The 18,974-nt window shown below is 54.3% G+C and carries 9 protein-coding genes and 1 pseudogene; 6 read left to right on the top strand and 4 right to left on the bottom strand.

Features of this window, described 5'->3' with window-relative positions; translation table 11 throughout:
• Both folK and folB read right to left on the bottom strand, forming a co-directional pair.
• Positions 1–1,066: 2-amino-4-hydroxy-6-hydroxymethyldihydropteridine diphosphokinase (gene folK / locus VF260_08795; protein ID HEX7057273.1), on the bottom strand; the 1,066-nt coding region annotated here is incomplete at its 3' end.
• On the bottom strand, positions 1,063–1,431 hold the full coding sequence (gene folB, locus VF260_08790) for a dihydroneopterin aldolase (protein ID HEX7057272.1): 369 nt from the start codon (positions 1,429–1,431) through the stop codon (positions 1,063–1,065). The genes folB and folK, both read right to left, overlap by 4 nt.
• A gap of 117 nt (positions 1,432–1,548) precedes the next feature.
• Between folB and VF260_08785 the strand changes: the two genes are divergently transcribed.
• From VF260_08785 to VF260_08765, 5 genes and pseudogenes are all read left to right on the top strand, one after another.
• The gene (locus VF260_08785) at positions 1,549–2,163 is read left to right on the top strand and encodes a methyltransferase domain-containing protein (protein HEX7057271.1); all 615 of its coding nucleotides are present in this window, start codon (positions 1,549–1,551) and stop codon (positions 2,161–2,163) included.
• A 182-nt stretch (positions 2,164–2,345) separates the two neighbouring features.
• The gene (locus VF260_08780; GenBank protein ID HEX7057270.1) at positions 2,346–4,085 is read left to right on the top strand and encodes an ABC transporter ATP-binding protein; all 1,740 of its coding nucleotides are present in this window, start codon (positions 2,346–2,348) and stop codon (positions 4,083–4,085) included.
• A complete protein-coding gene (locus VF260_08775) occupies positions 4,078–5,928 on the top strand; it encodes an ABC transporter ATP-binding protein (protein ID HEX7057269.1) in 1,851 nt (616 codons plus the stop codon). Before VF260_08780 ends, VF260_08775 begins: the two co-directional genes overlap by 8 nt.
• A 13-nt stretch (positions 5,929–5,941) precedes the next feature.
• A pseudogene (locus tag VF260_08770) lies at positions 5,942–7,928 on the top strand (DNA topoisomerase III).
• 69 nt (positions 7,929–7,997) lie between these two features.
• A complete protein-coding gene (locus VF260_08765; protein ID HEX7057268.1) occupies positions 7,998–8,495 on the top strand; it encodes a hemerythrin domain-containing protein in 498 nt (165 codons plus the stop codon).
• Between the two features lie 91 nt (positions 8,496–8,586).
• On the opposite strand, the gene VF260_08760 is transcribed toward VF260_08765, so the two are convergent.
• On the bottom strand, positions 8,587–9,405 hold the full coding sequence (locus tag VF260_08760; protein HEX7057267.1) for a YitT family protein: 819 nt from the start codon (positions 9,403–9,405) through the stop codon (positions 8,587–8,589).
• A 230-nt stretch (positions 9,406–9,635) separates the two neighbouring features.
• Here VF260_08760 and VF260_08755 point away from each other — a divergent pair, with 230 nt between their 5' ends.
• Complete coding sequence (locus VF260_08755; GenBank protein ID HEX7057266.1) at positions 9,636–17,915, top strand: glucoamylase family protein; 8,280 nt, start codon at positions 9,636–9,638, stop codon at positions 17,913–17,915.
• 7 nt (positions 17,916–17,922) lie between these two features.
• Here VF260_08755 and VF260_08750 read toward each other — a convergent pair whose 3' ends face one another.
• Complete coding sequence (locus tag VF260_08750) at positions 17,923–18,915, bottom strand: putative sulfate exporter family transporter (GenBank protein ID HEX7057265.1); 993 nt, start codon at positions 18,913–18,915, stop codon at positions 17,923–17,925.
• Positions 18,916–18,974: the final 59 nt, after the last annotated feature.

Genomic DNA, 18,974 nt, shown 5'->3' with positions numbered 1-18,974 from the left:
CGCCCGGTGCAACCGCATTCACGCGGATTTGCGGGGCAAGTTCCTGCGCCAAACTTTTCGTCAAGGCAACCAACCCCGCTTTCGTGGCGCAATAAATCGAATGGGTGGACAGCGGCCGTTCCGCATAAATGTCGGCAATATTTACGATCGCGCCATTGGTTCGCCGCAAATGCGGATATGCGTTTTGAATGAGGAAATGCGGCGAACGCAAATTGATGGCCAACAACTCGTCCCATTGCTCCGGGTTCATTTCGGTAATCGGCGTAGGGTAAAAAACGGCGGCGTTGTTGACAAGCGTATCCAGATAGCCCCAACGGTCGATCACGCCGGCAACCAGTTGCTCCAATGCGCCGATCGTCCGCAAATCCGCCTGCAGGCAGCAGGCGGCGCCTCCGTGCGCGCGGATTTCCCGCGCCAATTGTTCCGCCCGGGTTGCCGAGCAGTGATAATGGATCGCTACCGCATAGCCTTTTTCCGCAAAAAAGCGGCTTATTTCACGGCCGATCCGGACGGCCCCGCCGGTGATCAGAACCGTTTTTTTGCGCATGCGGTCGGTTTCGGCCGCGCCTTTCAGTTTGTTTTCGAAAATGATGTCCCATGTTTGCGTTTCGTCGTGAAAATTTTCGGCCATCGCGGCCAGCGTTTGGCCGGACTTAGGATGGACATAATCCGGCGCGATTTCGGCGATCGGCATCAGCACAAACGCGAATTTGTCAAGCTGCGGGCTGGGCAATTTGATCTGTTCGTTTGCGACCACAAGATCGTTGAACAAAATCAGATCCAGGTCAAGCGGACGCGGGGCGTACTTGTTCGCGGCGTCGCGCTTGCGGCCGAAGTCCGCTTCCATTTCTTTCAGTTTTTTGCTTAGTTCAATCGGGGATAGCGGTGTGCGAATTTCCGCCGCGGCGTTCCAAAACGTATGCTGTCCCAGCGGACCGATCGGCGCCGTTTCATAAACCCGGGAAATGTTTGCCACGGTGAATTGCCGTTGCAGCCTATGAAAAACCGCCGGAATGTTCACTTCTTTAGCGATATTGGAGCCGATGCTGATAAAAGCCGTATTCACGCTTGCCGCTCCCTTTCAATCAAGATCCCGACATTTTTCGAACCGCGGATTGCTCCCGGCTTGCTTACCTTCAGCCTGATTTTGGCGATTTGGAACCGGTTCAGGCAAATATTGGCGATTTCTTCCGCCATTTTCTCAAGCAAATAAAATTGGCTTTCTTCCACCATCTTGATGATTGCTTTTGCCACGGTTTTGTAATTGAGCGCATCCTCGATTCGGTCGGACTTGGCGGCGGGATGAATGTCAGTGAACATTTCCAGGTCGATTCTGACCGTTTGTTTTTGTTCTCTTTCCCAATCGAAAATGCCGATGATGCATTCCACTTCCAATCCTTCCAGAAAAATAATGTCCGAATTTTGCTTCATCACCATTCTCCTATCTTAGAATCATTCTAGTATAGAAACATCTTAGCATATTCTCCATTAGTTTTGGCGTTTTTTCTCATTTCGATTTAAGATAGAAAAAAAACGGGAGGAAACGTTATGAAAAACGGGGAAAAAAACCAAACGGAAGTGATCCGGAAACGGTACGACCGCATTGCCGCCATGTTCAATATGATGGATGGCCGCTTGATGCGGCAGTGGAAAAAAGAAATGCTGGCTGAGGTAACGGGGAATGTGCTGGAAGTCGGCATCGGCGCCGGCGCAAATTTACCGCATTATGCGAATCATGTCACGCTGACCGGCATCGACTTTAGCCCCAACATGCTGAAGTTTGCCGCGCGCAAAGCGGAGGAGCTGCACATGCAGGTGACTTTGCGGGAAATGGACATCGAACATCTCGCGTTTGCCGACGGCACATTCGATTATGTCGTGGCGACGTGTGTGTTTTGTTCCGTTCCCGACCCGGTTGCCGGATTGCGGGAATTGCGCCGCGTATGCAAACCGGACGGCAAAATTTTGCTGCTGGAGCACATGCGCAGCGAAAATCCCGTCACGGGATTGTTGATGGATGCGCTAAATCCGCTCGTCGTGCGCTTAAGCGGCGCCAATATCAATCGTCGTACGTTGGATCATATCGAAAAAGCCGGGCTAACCATCGAAAGCAACGAGCGCCTGATGTCCACAATCGTCAGAAGGCTTGCCGTTAAACCTTAGCGTCGAGAATCACAGGTTCGCACTTTCGTCGGATGTTCCGGCTTTGCGCGGAGACGTACATCATCAACAGCCGCTTGATATCCCTGAAATCCCCAAGTTTTGCATAAAAAACAATAGCGAACATCTGGCGAGCCTTAAGAAATCATTTATACTAATGATAGGCTAACAAAGGAGAGGCGCGGATGGGGTACTTACAACGATATGTCGGCAAATATTGGCGTCCGTTTTGCGTTGCGCTGCTGTTTTTGACAGGCGAAGCAATCTGTGATTTGACGCTGCCGACATTGATGGCCGATATCGTGGATATAGGCGTGGCGCAAAAGCGGATGGACGCCATTTTGCGCTATGGCGGCCAGATGCTTTTGATTGCGGCGCTGGGCGCGGTGGCGGCCGCGGTGCGAAACGTTGTCTCGAGCAATGTGTCACAGCGCTTCGGCGCGGAATTGCGCGCGGATCTGTTTCAGAAAATTCAGCTGTTTACATTTGAAAATATCAACCGCTTTGACCGCGCGTCGCTAGTCACAAGGCTGACCAACGATGTGACGCAGGTGCAAAATTTCGCCAACGGGCTGATGCGGATTTTTGTGAAGGCGCCGCTTTTATGCATCGGCAGTTTGGTTTTGGCGGTGCGGCTCAACCATCATCTGGCGCTCGTTTTGGCGGTGGTGGTGCCTGTTGTCAGCCTGTTGATCGCGCTGAATATGAAAGTGGCGTTTCCGTTATTTCTCAAGGTGCAGAAGTCGCTTGACAACATGAACGGCGTGATGCGCGAATATTTGTCCGGCGTGCGCGTGGTCAAGGCCTTTAACCGGTTCGCCTATGAAACGGAAAAATTCGGCATTGCCAATCGGGAATTCCAAAACAGATCGGTTGTCGCCATGCGGATGATGGCGGTATTTAACCCGCTCATCATGCTGGCGATGAATTTCGGCATCGTGGCGGTTCTTTGGCTTGGCGGCTACGGCGTTCATCGCGGAACGGTGCAGGTGGGGGAGATCATTGCGTTTATCAACTATATGACGCAGATTTTGTTCTCCCTCATGATGATCTCCATGGTCTTTAATATGTTCGTTCGGGCCCGCGCTTCCGCCGGACGGATCGGGGAAGTGTTCGGCGCGCAAAATGCCGCCGCAGACGGCAAAATGATCGGGACAGGCGAAAGTGGCGAAAAGGGCCGCGTCGATTTTGAGCGGGTGTCGTTTTCCTATGACGGCCCCAAGGGCGAACTTGCCTTGCGGGACATTACGTTTAGCTGTTTGCCCGGCGAAACCGTCGGCATTATCGGCTCGACAGGTTCGGGGAAGAGCACGCTGGTCGGCTTAATCCCGCGCTTCTACGACGCGACGTCCGGCGTTGTCAAGGTGGACGGGGCCGATGTACGCATGGTCGATCCCGCCGATCTGCGGGAGAAAATCGCGATTGTGCCGCAGCAAACCGTGCTTTTCTCCGGCTCGGTGGCGGACAACATTCGCTGGGGCAAAGAGGACGCGTCGTTTGCGGAGATCACGGAAGCCGCGCGGACGGCGCAAGCGCATGCGTTTATCGAAGGCTTTGCGGAAGGTTATGATACGCGCGTCGGGCAAAAGGGCGTGAATTTGTCCGGAGGCCAAAAGCAGCGGATTTCGCTCGCGCGAGCTTTAGTCAGAAAGCCGGAGATTTTGATTTTGGACGACAGCACGAGCGCCGTGGATACGGAAACGGAGACGCAAATCAGGCAGGGCTTGAAGGAGTATGCGCGGGATATGACGGTCATTGTAATCGCACAGCGCATCACTTCAATTATGGACGCCGATAAAATCATCGTGTTGGATGACGGGCGAATGGTCGGATGCGGCAAACATGCGGAGCTGCTTGCCGGTTGCGGCGTATACCGGGAAATATACCATTCGCAGATCGGCAGGGAGGTTAAGCTTCATGGCTAAACAAACCGCAGGCGGACGAGCGATTCCCGACAATTTGCCGCGCCCGGGCGGCGGTTTTGGGCACGGCAGGCGCGGGCAAATCGTGAAGCCGAAACACTTCGGCGCCACCGTCAAAAGGCTGTGGCGCTATATCAGCACCGAGAAAAAACAGCTCGCCGTTGTGTTCGGAATGATTTTGCTCGATGCGGTATTAACCTTGCTCGGACCTTATTTGATCGGTGTCGCCATCAATACGATCGATTACAGAGGCGGTTTGGTCGATTTTCATATGCTGGGCGTTGCCGTCATTGCGCTTGGCGCCGCTTATTTGGGCGACGGCATATTCACTTTTGCGCAAGGATGGCTCATGGCGGGCATTGCGCAGCGGATTGTCAAGCGGATCAGACATGCGCTTTTTGCCAAGCTGCAAAAACTGCCGTTGGCCTTTTTTGATTCCCGGCCGCATGGGGAAATGATGAGCAGGCTGGCAAACGACACGGATAATGTGAGCAATACGCTCTCGCAAACGATTACGCAGCTCATGACCGGATCGATTGCGATCACCGGTTCGCTCGTGATGATGATCGCGCTTAGCCCGTTGTTGACGCTTGCCAGCTTGGTCACGGTGCCGCTTGTTTTTTTGCTTTCACGAACCATTACCCGCAAAACCGGTTTGCTGTTCAAGGAGCAACAAAAGCAGCTGGGTTTGCTGAACGGTCATATTGAAGAAATGATATCCGGCATTCAGATTGTTAAAGCGTTCAATCATGAAGCCAGGGCGATCGCCGAGTTTGCCGCGGTGAACGAGAAGCTGCGCGAATCCGCAACGCGGGCGCAAGTATGGTCCGGCTTTATGATGCCTTTTTTGAGCGTCATCAACAACCTGGGGTTTGCCATCGTGGCAATCGTCGGCGGTATACTGGTGGTGAACGGGCATATCACATTAGGCGTCATCGCCAGCTTCATCAGCTATTCCCGGCAATTTGTCAGACCGCTTAACGATATGGCCAATTTGTTTAATATGCTGCAATCCGGCGTGGCCGGCGCCGAACGGGTTTTTGAAGTGATGGACGAACAGGAGGAGGAGCCGGACAGCCCGAACGCCGTCGAATTGGCGAATCCGCAAGGACGGGTGGAATTTGCGCGCGTTAACTTCGGTTACAAACCGGATATGCCGATTTTGCGAAACATCAGTTTTACGGCTGAACCCGGCAGCGCAATCGCGCTTGTCGGGCCGACCGGCGCGGGTAAAACAACGATCGTCAATCTGTTGACGCGATTTTATGATGCGACCGGCGGCGCCATTACGATCGACGGGCGCGATATCAAAGACTACACGAGGGACAGTTTGCGCCGCGCCTTCGGCATCGTGCTGCAGGATACGTATTTGTTCTCCGGCACGATCCGCGACAACATCAAATACGGCAGGCCGGACGCCACCGACCGCGAGATGGAGGAAGCGGCGGCTTTGGCGAACGCCGCGCCGTTCATCAGGCGCTTGCCGCAGCAGTATGATACAATACTGATGGAGAACGGAAGCAACTTAAGTCAAGGGCAGCGGCAGCTTTTGGCAATCGCCCGCGTCATTTTAGCCAAACCGGCCATTCTGGTGCTTGATGAAGCGACCAGCAGCATCGACACGCGCACGGAGTTCAACATTCAAAATGCGCTGCTTCATCTGATGAAAGGGCGGACCAGTTTTATCATCGCGCACCGCCTGAACACGATCCGCAATGCGGATGCGATTTTAGTTATCGACCGCGGGGAAATAAGCGAAAAAGGCAGCCACGACGCGTTGATCGGCGCGCAAGGCAAATATTACCGCATGTTTTGCAACCAGTTTAAAAATAGCGAAGGCGCATAACAGGAGACAAAAGATGAAAACACTTGTATTGGCGGAAAAACCCAGCGTGGCGAAAGAAATCGCGCGCGTGCTGGGATGCGCAACGAAACAGAAAAATTTTTTTGAAGGCCCCAAATATGTTGTGACATGGGCGCTGGGACATTTGGTCACGCTTGCCGAACCGGAAGACTACGACAAGAAATATCAAACGTGGAATATGGAAGATTTGCCGATGTTGCCCAAGCGGATGAAACTGAAAGTAATCAGGGAGACGGGACAGCAGTTTCGCGCGATTGAGAAATTGAGCAAGCGCGGCGATTTGCAGGAATTGGTCATCGCCACGGACGCCGGGCGGGAAGGGGAACTGGTCGCCCGCTGGATTATGGAGATGATCCGCTGGAAAAAGCCGTTCAAACGCTTGTGGATTTCTTCCCAGACTGACAAAGCGATCCGCGACGGCTTTGCCCGGCTTAAGCCCGGGAGCGAAACCGATTCGCTCTACGAATCCGCAATATGCCGCGCCGAGGCGGATTGGCTGATCGGATTGAACGTTACGCGGGCGCTGACCGTGAAATATAACGCGCAATTGGCGGCCGGACGCGTGCAAACGCCGACACTCGCCATGCTGATGAAGCGCGAGGAGGAAATAAGCCGCTTTACATCCGTGCCGTTTTGGACGGTGGTAGCCGACATTGCAGCGCGACGCCAACAAGCGTCTCGGATTTTCCGCCAAGCAGACGTCCTCGGTGCTGCAAAGACTGTACGAGCAGCATAAACTCGTCACGTATCCGCGTACTGATTCGCGCTATTTGACGTCCGATATGGTTCCCACATTGCCCGACCGGTTAAAAAGCATTGCCGTCGGGCCATATGCTCCGCTGGCCAAGCCCTTGCTGGCAAAAGCGCTGCGCATTACGAAACGCATCGTCGACGACAGCAAAGTGACGGATCACCACGCGATTATTCCGACCGAACAGCCCGTTCAGTTAAACGCTTTGAATCACGAGGAACGGCGCTTGTATGATTTGATCGTGAAACGTTTTCTCGCGCTTTTTTATCCCGCGTGCCGTTACGATGAAACGCGCCTTATCATGACCGCTTCGGGCGAGACCTTTCATGCCGCCGGCCGGGTCATGAAAGACAGCGGCTGGAAAGAAATTTACGGAATGGACATAACAGGCGCGGACGACAGCGAAGACGAAGCCGACGCGGCGGCGCATGAAACGTTCAACCAGTTGCTGCCGGAGCTTACGCAAGGGCAAAGGTTAAAAATCGGGCGCTGCCTAATCCGCGAAGACCGGACGAAACCTCCGGCGCGCTTTACGGAAGCGACGCTGCTCACACAGATGGAAAAGCATCATCTGGGAACGCCGGCAACGCGCGCGGACATCATCGAGAAGCTGCTCTCCACCGACACGATTGAACGGCAAGGCAACCGGCTAGTGCCGACCGGCAAAGGCAAACAGTTGATCGAGTTGGTCAGCGATGAGCTGCGCTCGCCGGAAATGACCGCCAATTGGGAACGGGAACTGGAAAATATCGCCAGGAAAAAAGGGGACAGCAAACGTTTTATGCAAGAAATCCGCGAACTCACGATTCGCCTTGTACAAGAGGTGAAATCAAGCAATGCGGATTACAAGCCGCATAATCTGACGCATGCGCATTGCCCGGATTGCGGCGAACCGCTGCTTGAGGTGAAAACGAAACGCGGCAAGCGGCTTGTTTGCCGCAACCGCGAATGCGGCTACAGCAGGGCGGCGGAGCCTGTGATGATCAACAGGCGCTGCCCGCAATGCCATAAAAAAATGGAGCTGCACAACGGCAAGGCAGGCAAATACGCGCAATGCCGATTATGCAACGTCATCGAAAAACTGGATGACAGCGCAAAGGGCAAATTCAGCCGCCGCAGGGAATCACAGCTGGCCCGCCAATACAGCGACAATGTTGCGCTCGGAACGAATCTTGGCGAAGCGCTCAAAGCGGCGCTTGCCAAACAGCGGGAGGACCGCGGGCAGAACTAAGTGACCTGCATCACACAGAGGTTTCCGCTGTTATTTTATACTTGGAAAAAAACGTTGGAGATGAATTGTATGAACTGGGAACAAAAATCTTACCCGGAAATTATTGACCATATCGTGAACGAGCACCATGCCTATTTGTATGAAACGCTGCCCGGCCTAAGCCAATATAGCGAACGGATTCGCGATGTGCACGGCTCGGACCACCCGGAACTGACAATCGTGCATCGGCTGTTCCTGCAATTGAAAAAAGAGCTGGAAGAGCATATGGAAAGGGAAGAAAAAGATACGTTTCCCGCTGTAAAACGATACGCGAGCGAAAAAAAGCTGCCCGAGCACGGCCGGCTTACCGAGATGGCGGCAAAATTGGCGGAAGAGCACGACGCGTCGCTCGCAATTTTTAAAAAGCTGCGCGAATTGACGAACGATTTCACGTTGCCGGCAGACGCTTGCCCGGCTTATGAAATGGTTTTTACCAAAATGCAGGAATTGGAGGCAAAGCTGAAAGAGCATATCCGGCTTGAAGATGAAATTCTGTTTGCGCGGCTTGCCCAGGAGATCAATCATTGAAGCGCGTGTAACGGCGAAAATGCCGATATAGCGCCCCGTGCGGAGCTTTCCGCCGCTGAAAAGAACCTGTCGACCAACGTCGACAGGTGTTTTAGTGGATGTTTTTCTTCTTGAATCGGCCGCCCCGCACATCGTGAATATTGCCGACAGCAAGAAAGGCATCCGGGTCGATGTCGTCCACGATCGCTTTTAATTTTGCTTCCTCGATTCTGGTAATAACGCAAAAGATCACTTGTTTGTCGTTGCCGGAATAACCGCCCTCGCCGTTCAAATACGTGACGCCGCGGCCCAAACGGTCCAACAGCGCGTCGCCGACTTCTTTTGTTTTGCCGCTGATAATCCAGACCGCTTTCGACTGATCGAAGCCTTCAATTGTGAGATCGATCATTTTAAACGCGATATAATAGGCGATTAGCGAGTACATCGCATGGTCCCAACCAAACACGAAACCTGCGCTGCCCAGGATGAAAATATTTAAAAACATGATGACTTCGCCGACGGAGAACGGCGTTTTTTTGTTCAATAAAATAGCCACGATCTCCGTTCCGTCCATGGAGCCGCCCGAGCGGATGACCATACCGACGCCGATGCCCAATATGACGCCGCCGAAAACGGCGTTTAAAAGCGAATCATCAGTCAACGGTTGCACCGGGATGAGCAGCGTGGTTCCGATCGACATCATGACAATTGCAAACAGGGTGGAAAGCGCGAACGTTTTGCCGATTTGGCGATAACCGAGAAACATAAACGGCAAGTTTAAAAATGTCAAAAATATGCCGAGCGGTATGTGCGTGAAATGGTTCAGGATAATGGAGATGCCGGTAATGCCCCCGTCGATAATGTTGTTCGGCACCAGGAAAATTTCCAACCCTACGGATACGAGAGCAGCCCCCACGAGCATCATGAACATGCGGCGGATAATGTTAAATCTGGTTAATTTTTTATGATGTAAAATTTCTGGCAATAAGAGCTCCTCCCTTTTTACTATATCTATCTATATTGTAACGATATTTTTTAGCCGCTTCAACGCTGAAACCGAATTTGCCCCTTGCTTAAACCTGATACTCATAATTCCCGGCCGGATTGGAAATATTTTAAGTGTTCAGCCTGCCACCACGAATCTGATCCGGGGGAAAGCGAATGATTTTGAATAAGGATGAGTTGCAACAACAATCGCACAAATCCGCTTTGCGCCACGATCCGTTGATAAGCCGCAAACCGAAAAGAGATTCCTTACGGCGCACCGAATCGGAAATCGGAAAACTGCGTTTGCTCGTCGAGGAATTGTATGAAAAATGTTCCGCCTGCTCGCAGCCGGCGGAAGAATGGCTGCTTGACCATGCGGAATTTATCGAAGAGCAGGCGCTGGTAAGCAAACGCGAATTGACGAGGGATTTAATTAAGGATTTGCCCTTTTTGCGCGGAGAAAACGACACAAGAGTTTACGCGATTTGCCGGGAATTTATCGAATATACCGACGGTGTTTTGGATGAGGAATCATTTGTTGCGTACATACAGGCTTATCAGGAAGTATCGGTTCTGACTATATCGGAAATTTGGGCGATTCCGCTCATCATGCGCGTCGCGCTGATAGGCCACTTGAGCAAAGTTATGGATGCGATTCGGGATCGCCGCGCCGTTTGTTCCCTGGTCGGCAGTATATTGGAAAAGTTCGCGGAAACGGACATTACACCGGAAAAATTAAGTATGGCTTTGGAAGATGCGGGGCAACAAATGCCTTTGTCGGGGTCGCTCATTGTGCATTTGGTCAAGCATCTGCGCGAGCGCGCCGACGATACGGCGACGGTGCGCGACTGGCTGATTTGCAAGTTGGAAAACGGGCCGGAAAGCCTGGAGCGTATCGTTTCTTATGAAGTGCAGGCGCAAGCGGCATACCATACGACGACCCGCAACGTCATTGAAAGCTTGCGGAAACTTTCGCGCTGGAACTGGCGCGGCATGTTTGAAAAAATTAGCGTTGTCGAACAAACGCTGCGGACGGAAAGCACGGGCGATTATGCAAAAATGGATTTTGCGAGTCGCAACACGCTTCGTTTGCGGATCGTTCAGTTGGCGCGGAAACTGAACATTCCGGAAAACCTCATTGCCGCGCAGGCCGTATCGCTTGCGGCGAACTGCCACAAACAATTTGCCGCAAGCGATACGGCTGAGCAAACGTTGCCCCGGCAAGCGTTTGTCGCTTATTTTTTATTGGAAGCAACCGGAATAAAAGCGCTAAGGAAAGCGCTGAAAATGTGCGGGAAGCCCAGGGTATTGCCCGCGGCGAGTTTGCATCGGCATTCATCGGAAATTTATTTCGGCTTGCTGTCTGTTTTGTTTGCCGCGGGCATGACCGGATGGTCGGTTTGGTTTGGAACTAGCGCGGCGTTGTCGCCGCTCGCATGGTTCCTGCTGTTGGTTTTGGCGGCTTTTCCGATTTCGGAGTGGGCGGTGACGATCGTTCATTGGCTTGTTGAACGCGTAAAACGCCCCGTACCGCTGTTGCGCTATGATTTTTCGCAAGGCGTGCCGCCCGATGCCGCGACCATGGTGGTAGTTCCGGTGATTTGGTCGACTGTGCAGGAGGTTCTGGAGCTTGCGGACAGGCTTGAGCTGCACTATTTGGCCAATCGCGACGCGAATATTCATTTTGCCTTGCTGGGTGATTATAAAGACGCGAATTCGGAAACCACGGCGGAGGATGCGGAAATAGCCGAAACGGCGAAAACATGTGTGGAGCGGTTAAATCGGGCGTATCCGCAAACAACATTTCATTTGTTTCAGCGCAAACGGCTGTGGAACCCGTCGGAAGGAGTCTGGATGGGGTGGGAGCGCAAACGCGGCAAACTGGTGGAATTTGTCGAGCTGCTTCGGGGCCGTACGGATACGAGCTTCGATGTCATCGTGAGCGACGCTTCATGTTGGAAACAGATTCGCTATATTATCACGCTGGATGCCGATACCAGATTGCCGCTGGAAAGTGCGCAGCGGATGATCGGAACGCTGCATTTTCCGTACAACCGTCCGCGGCTGAATGAAAAAAGAACGCGAGTGATCGAAGGCTTTGGCGTTTTGCAGCCAAGAATCGGCGCGACGCATGAAGCGGCGCAGCAATCGCGGCTGGCGGCGCTGTGGTCGGGCGAACCGGGCGTCGATCCTTACGCGTTCGCAATTTCCGATCCGTACCAGGACAATTTTGGGCAAGGCATTTTTACGGGAAAAGGAATATTTGACGTCGCTGTCTTCCACGAAGTGTTGTGTGACCGGATCCCGGTAAACCGCGTTTTAAGCCACGACTTGCTGGAAGGCGGATTTTTGCGGGCGGGATTGCTTGCGGATATTGAGCTGATTGACAATCATCCCGCCAAGTTTATAGCCAAGCAAAAAAGGCAAATCCGCTGGGTTCGCGGCGATTGGCAGTTGATATTGTGGCTTTTGCCGAAAGTGCGGAACCGCCGGGGCGAAGCGCTGCCGGTGGATTTATCGGTGCTGACCCGCTGGCAAATCATCGACAATTTGCGGCGCAGCCTGCTGCCCCCGATGCTGATGCTCGCCATGCTGTTGGCCTTGACGGTGCTGCCCGGCCCGCCCTTGAGGTGGTTTGCGCTTGTTGCCGCCACGTGGCTTTTGCCCGTGTTTCGCCAATTGTTCACCATTAAAACGGTTGTCTGGCGGCCGCGCAACTTGCTTTTCGCATGCGGTCAGGAATTCGTCAATATCATGACTTTGCCGTTTCAAAGCGTCCTTATGGTCAATGCCATCTGCCGTACGTTATACCGGTTGTTGTTTTCCAAACGCAAATTGCTTGAATGGGTCAGCTCGGCGGAGGTTGACAGGACAAGCAGCCGGACTGGCGGCCCGCCGCTGTTAGGCATGATCGGAGGTTTTGCCGTCATCGTCTTGTTTGTGGCGGCGGCGGTTTGGAACGGAGAGGTTCCTGCCCAAACCGTTGCCTTTTTTTTAAGTGCGGTCTGGATTGCCGCTCCGTTCGCGGTTAGTTGGCTGGATCGCCCGCCGCGGCAAAAAAGCGAGACGTTTGCGGATACGGAAAAGGCGGAATTGCGCGATCTGGCGAAAGATATCTGGTCGTTTTACGAAGATTTTGTAACGGAAAAAGACAATTGGCTGCCGCCCGACAATGTGCAGTTGGAACCGGACAAAGGCGTGGCCAAACGCACTTCGCCGACGAATATCGGGCTATATATTTCCTGTGTGCTGGCCGCCAAAGATTTTCAGTTTATCGGCATGGACGGATTGCTTGAACGCCTGGAACGGACGATAGATACGGTTGAGCGGATGGAGAAATGGAACGGGCACCTGTACAACTGGTATGATACGGAAACGTTGCGGCCGTTGCCGCCCATGTATGTCTCGACTGTCGACTCGGGAAATTTTATCACCAGCCTGATTACGGTTAAAGAAGGTTTGGCGGAATGGCTGGAAGCGTATGGCGATACGGAACATTTATCGCGCCAAGATGCTGCCGGAACGCGCGGCGAGTCGCTGCATGTTGCCTTCGCCGAAGAGCTTACCGCTACAGAGCCGAAGACGAACGAACAGGCGAAAGTTCCGCGGCAATGGATCGAACGCGCCTCGCGCTTGGCGGCCAGAATGGATGCGTTGGTCCATGCGACCGATTTTCGGCCGCTGTTTAACGCCGAGACGCAGCTGTTTTCGCTCGGATACCATGCGCAAGCGCGTGAACGCGACGGGATTTTGTATGATTTGCTCGCTTCGGAAGCTAGGCAGGCCAGCTTTATCGCGATTGCGTTAGGCCAGGTGTCCGTGGCGCATTGGCAAGCGCTGGGCAGAACGATGACAAAGGCGGGAAACAGGCCTGTCCTGTTGTCATGGTCCGGCACCATGTTTGAATATTTGATGCCGTGGCTGTTTATGCGGACATACCCGAAGACGGTGTGGAGCAGCTCCTACCAAGGCATTGTCAAACGGCAAAGCGAATATGCGAAAGAGCGCGGCATCCCGTTCGGCATATCCGAGTCCGGATACTATGCGTTTGATTATCAAATGAATTATCAATACAGGGCGTTTGGCGTGCCCGGATTGGGTTTTAAGCGCGGGCTCGAGGAAGATCTTGTCGCGGCGCCATATGCGGCAATATTGGCCATGCCGTTTGCCAAGCAAAGAAGCATGGATGCCTTAAAAGAGTATGAGCGTCTGGGCGGCCGCGGCAAGTACGGCTATTACGAAGCGATGGATTTCACCCGGGAGCGGATGCCCGCCGGTTGCAACCATATGGTGATCTACAGCTTTTTTGCCCATCATCAGGGCATGAGCATGCTTGCTTTAGCCAATTTGCTTATGCCGCAGGCAATGTACGACAGGTTCCACCGCAGCAAGGAAGTGCGCGCGGCCGAATTGCTTTTGCAGGAGCGAATGCCGCTTCGGCCCAGATTGATCAGGCAGCCCGCCTTGCACCGCCGACAAAATCCGCTTGCCCGACCGGCAAACGATTTTGCCGGCTACCGGGAATTTACGTCGGCAGCCACGGCCCTGCCCGAAGTTTGCGTGCTCTCCAACGGAACGTTCACGACTGTCGTCACGAACAGCGGGAGCGGGTTCAGTCGGTATAAGGGCATCGCCATTTCCAGATGGCGGGAAGATCCCGTATGCGATCCCTGGGGGAGCTTTGTCTACATCCGGGATACCGCGACGAATCACATCTGGTCGCCCGCATTTCAGCCGTGCCGGGAGAAGGCGCGGACAGAACGCGTCCAGTTTGCGCTTGACCGCGTCATTTTTCTGCGAACGGACGACGATATGCAAACCAGCATGGAGATTTGCGTCTCGCCGGAATGGAATGCGGAGGTGCGCCGCATTTCCTTGACCAATACGGGAACAGAGCCCAAGTTGCTGGAGGTGACGACGTTTACGGAGTTGTCTTTGGCAAGCCCCGGCGCCGATAATGCGCATCCCGCGTTCTGCAAGCTGTTTGTGCAGACGGAATATGACGAACAATCAGGTTGCTTGATCGCCGTAAGGCGCAAGCGCGAGGAGAAGGACGAGCCGCTTTGGACGGCCCATGCGTTATTGGTGGATGGCGAGGCGGTGGGGGCGCCGGAATATGAAACAGACCGCGCGGCTTTTATCGGACGCGGACACCGCTTGTTTAAACCACAGAAAATATGCGCCCGCTTGGGCAATTCGACGGGTGCGGTTGCCGATCCCGCTTTTGTGATGCGCCGCCGCGTTAAAATCGAGCCCGGCGAACAGCGGCAACTGTATGCCATCACCGCCGCAGCGAAAAGCAAAGATGAAACAGTCGCGATCGTTAGGCGGTTCGAATACGGACCGATGGTTGAACGGGCCTTTCAAATGGCATGGAACAGGCGGCAGATCGAACTGCGCAACCTGCGGCTGACAAATCGCGAAGCGATCGATTTTCAAAAGCTGGCCGGACGGGCGTTGTACAATCCGCCGCTGCGCCATGAACGGGAAAAATGCATCCTCGCGAATACGAAAGGACAATCGGGTTTGTGGGCGTTCGGCATTTCCGGCGACAAACCGATCATCCTCGTGCGCATCGATGATCGCAGCAATTTGCCGTTTATCGCCAAGATGCTGGCAGGGCACGAGTATTTGCTCAGGCTTGGGCTTAACATCGATTTGGTGATCTTCAACGAATCGGCAGACGGGTACAAGCAGGACCTGCAGGAAGCGCTCAGGCGCGAAGCGGAGCATGGCGTCGAACGCTTCGGCGCGGGCGCAGACAGCGTGCATATTATATTAGCCGGACAGTTGGCAAAGGACGAGCGAACATTGCTAATCGCGTCCGCCCGTGTCGTATTGCGCGCCGGTGGCCCCAGCCTGGCGGCGCAATTGCGCCTGCCGAGGCGCAGAGTTCACGATGCGTTGCCGGAAAAATTGCCGCTTGCCATATCCGGGCCTAAAACGGATGAGGCGTATGCCGCCGGGGAGGACGTTGCCGCGGAAAAACCCCAAGAATGGCAGTTTTACAACGGTTATGGCGGTTTTTCCCCGGACGGCAAAGAATACCGCATGCACTTCACAAAAGGCAAATGTTTGCCTGCTCCCTGGATGAACGTTCTTGCCAACCCGGAATTCGGCTGTCTCATAACCGAGTTGGGAACCGGATATACGTGGTGGCGGAACAGCCGGGAATGCAAGCTGACGCCCTGGAGCAACGACCCGGTGCTCGATCCGCCGACGGAAACGGCGTTTTTGCGGGACGAAGCAAGCGGGGAAGTGTGGCGGCCGGCGCCTTCGGCAGCGCCGGCGGATGAGCCATATACGGTCGTCCATGGTTTTGGATATTCCCGCTTTCACCATGAAAAGGGCGGCATTAAGCAAGAAATGACCGTGTTTGTGCCGCGCCATGATCCGGTAAAAGTAATCCGTTTCAAGCTGCAAAACCGCACGGCAAAGGCGCGGCGCACATCATTAACCTATTACGCGGAATGGGTGCTTGGGGTTGAGCGCCAGACGAACGCCCCGTATATTGTAACGGCGTGGGATGAGGCGGCGGAAATTTTGACGGCCCGCAATCAGTATCAGGAAACGTTTCGGGATGCGGTCGCATTTCTCGGCATATATTCCCCGGCATCATCAGGGAATGCGGCGGAAACAGAGCAGGAATTGTCCTGGACGGCCGACCGTACCGAGTTTATCGGCCGCAACGGCGACCCGGAGCATCCTGCCGCAATGGACCGCGCGCGTCTTTCCGGGCGAACGGGTCCGCTCGCTGATAGTTGCGGCGCTGTCCAATTGAAGTTCACGCTTGCGCCTGCGGAAACGCGGCATGTTTATGTTCTGCTGGGCTGCGAACATTCGCCTGAAGCCGCTGCAGCGCTTGCAGAGCGTTATCGCGACGCCGCCGTATGCGATCGGGCGCTGTCCGAGGTTGCGGCGTTCTGGGAGCATACGCTAAGCCAGCTAATTGTTACAACCCCGTCGCGCGAAACCGATTTGTTGCTGAACGGCTGGCTGTTGTACCAATCGCTTTCCTGCAGGTTGTGGGCGCGGACGGCTTTTTACCAGGCCGGCGGCGCATTCGGTTTCCGCGACCAGTTGCAGGACTCGCTTGCCTTGCTGCATACGGCGCCGCATATCGCGAGAGGGCAAATTTTGCTGTGCGCCGCGCATCAATATGAAGAAGGCGATGTCCAGCACTGGTGGCATGAAGAGACCGGGCGCGGCATCCGCACGCTTTTTTCCGATGACCTGCTGTGGCTGCCGTATGCGGTCGCGCGCTATATCGAGCATACCGGAGACGCGGAAATTTTGCAGGAAAAAATGCCCTATCTGCACAGCGATCCGCTTCAAGAAGGCGCGTACGAACGCTATGAGGCCGCGCAGCGGTCCACTTCAAGCGGCACACTGTACGAGCATTGTTTGCGCGCGATCGAGTTGGGGCTGCAAAGAATGGGCGAACACGGACTGCCGCTCATCGGCAGCGGGGATTGGAACGACGGCATGAATCTGGTCGGCGTAAAAGGCCGCGGCGAAAGCGTTTGGCTCGGGTTTTTTTTCCGCGACGTGCTGAACCGTTTCGCGGACATCTGCAGGATGCGCGGCGATGCGGAAAAAGAACGTTTGCTCGTCCATACGGCGGAGCAATTGGCGACAGCGCTGAATGATCATGCCTGGGACGGGCAGTGGTACCGCCGCGCATTTACCGACTCCGGCAAGTGGCTTGGTTCGATCCGCGATGATGAGTGCCGCATCGACGCGATTGCACAAAGCTGGTCGGTCATTTCCGCGGCCGCTCCTGATGAGCGGGCAAGGCAAGCGATGGAATCGTTCGAGCGCGAATTGGTCGACGAAGATTTGTCTCTTATTCGGCTGCTGACGCCGCCGTTTAACCAATCGGATCCCAGCCCCGGCTACATTCAGGGCTACCCTCCGGGAATCCGCGAAAACGGCGCGCAATATACGCACGGCGCCATATGGGGGATAATCGCCTGGTGCATGCTGGGCGAAGGAGACAAGGCTTATGCGTTGTTCCACCTGTTAAATCCGATCATGCATACGCAAACCGAAAAAGATGTGCGCATCTATGCGGGGGAGCCGTATGTCATGGCTGCGGATGTTTACACGGCCGAGCCGCATCCCGGGCATGCCGGCTGGACGTGGTATACCGGCTCCGCGGGATGGATGTATCAGGCGGGGGTGGAGTGGATACTGGGCATTCGCCGCCGCGGCAAGCGGTTGTATCTCGATCCGTGTCTGCCGCGCGAGTGGCCGGGTTATGCGGCGGTTTACCGTTTCGGCAACACGCAATATCACATCAAGGTTGCCAGCGCAACCGGAAATAAACATGCGGAGCGAACCATGAGCATCGACGGCCGCAAAATCTCTTTTTCCTATCAGGAACGACTGCAAACGTCATATGTCGATCTCAATGACGACGGGAAAGTCCATCATATCGAACTTGCCTGGTAACGCGGGCTTATAAATTGCCGGTCAGCTGTTGCAAAAGCAAACTGGAGCAGGCGACCAATACCCAGACAATCAGTCCCAGCAGGATCGGCCGCCAACCTGTGCGCATCAGACCGCGCAGATCGGCGGACAATCCGACGGCGGCAAGCGCGATCACAATGAAAAATTGCCCGGCATAGCTCACCGCTTGTCCGCCGCTCTCTCCGAACCAGCCGATCGTACTGAACGCCGACATGCCGACAAAACCGATGATAAAAAGCGGCAATTTCACGGAATTGTTGCGCCGCGCCTTTTGCCTGGAAACAATTGATTTTATGAGCAAAAACATTAGGCAGACAGGGATGATCATCAGCGAACGCGTCAGTTTGACCACGGTCGCATATGCGCCGGCAGCGGCGGAGTAAGCGTATCCGGCGGCGACAACCGAAGACGTGTCGTTGATGGCCGTTCCCGCCCACAATCCGAAAGCGTGATCGGAAAAAGCAAACGCATGTCCAAAAAACGGAAACAGAAAAACAGCAATCACATTAAAGAAAAAAATCGTGGAAATGGAATAAGCGATTTCGCTTTCCTTTGCGTCAATGATCGGTGACAAAGAGGTAATCGCTGACGCGCCGCAAATGCCGGTGCCTACCGAGATTAGGCTGACCAGCCGTAAGGGGAGCCCAAGCAACGCACCGATGGCGTATCCGCCAATCAGCGCAACCGCAAGCGATCCGATCATGACGGCGAAAGATTGCTTGCCGACCGTGAACAATGTTTGCAGGTTCAGGCCCGCACCGAGCAAAATGATGCCGAACTGCAAAACTTTTTTGGCGGAAAACGAAACGCCGGATTGCATGTTTTCATGCAAACCGACACACAAGCGAAAAATAATACCGATCAAAATGGCGAATACGGGCGCGCCTATGATTGGCGCGAGACTGCCCAATTGCATGGCGGTAATGGCGATGATGAGGGCAACCAGAAATCCGGGGAAACGCGTAGAGCAAAATTGCCGCAGAAGGACAGGAGAAAATGTCGACGTAATCCAGCTCAAAAACAGCACAGCCTTCCTTGTTT

Source organism: Bacilli bacterium, assembly GCA_036381315.1.
GTDB lineage: Bacteria > Bacillota > Bacilli > Paenibacillales > KCTC-25726 > DASVDB01.
Note: the sequence above shows the minus strand (reverse complement) of the source record. Positions and strands in the feature narration are given on the sequence as shown.

Bases quoted from the DNA above. Each gene is read 5' to 3' on its own strand.
- VF260_08755 (HEX7057266.1), top strand. From the start codon at position 9,636: ATGATTTTGAATAAGGATGAGTTGCAACAACAATCGCACAAATCCGCT.
- VF260_08785 (HEX7057271.1), top strand. From the start codon at position 1,549: ATGAAAAACGGGGAAAAAAACCAAACGGAAGTGATCCGGAAACGGTAC.
- VF260_08765 (HEX7057268.1), top strand. From the start codon at position 7,998: ATGAACTGGGAACAAAAATCTTACCCGGAAATTATTGACCATATCGTG.
- VF260_08780 (HEX7057270.1), top strand. From the start codon at position 2,346: ATGGGGTACTTACAACGATATGTCGGCAAATATTGGCGTCCGTTTTGC.
- VF260_08760 (HEX7057267.1), bottom strand. From the start codon at position 9,405: ATGTTCATGATGCTCGTGGGGGCTGCTCTCGTATCCGTAGGGTTGGAA.
- folB (HEX7057272.1), bottom strand. From the start codon at position 1,431: ATGAAGCAAAATTCGGACATTATTTTTCTGGAAGGATTGGAAGTGGAA.
- VF260_08775 (HEX7057269.1), top strand. From the start codon at position 4,078: ATGGCTAAACAAACCGCAGGCGGACGAGCGATTCCCGACAATTTGCCG.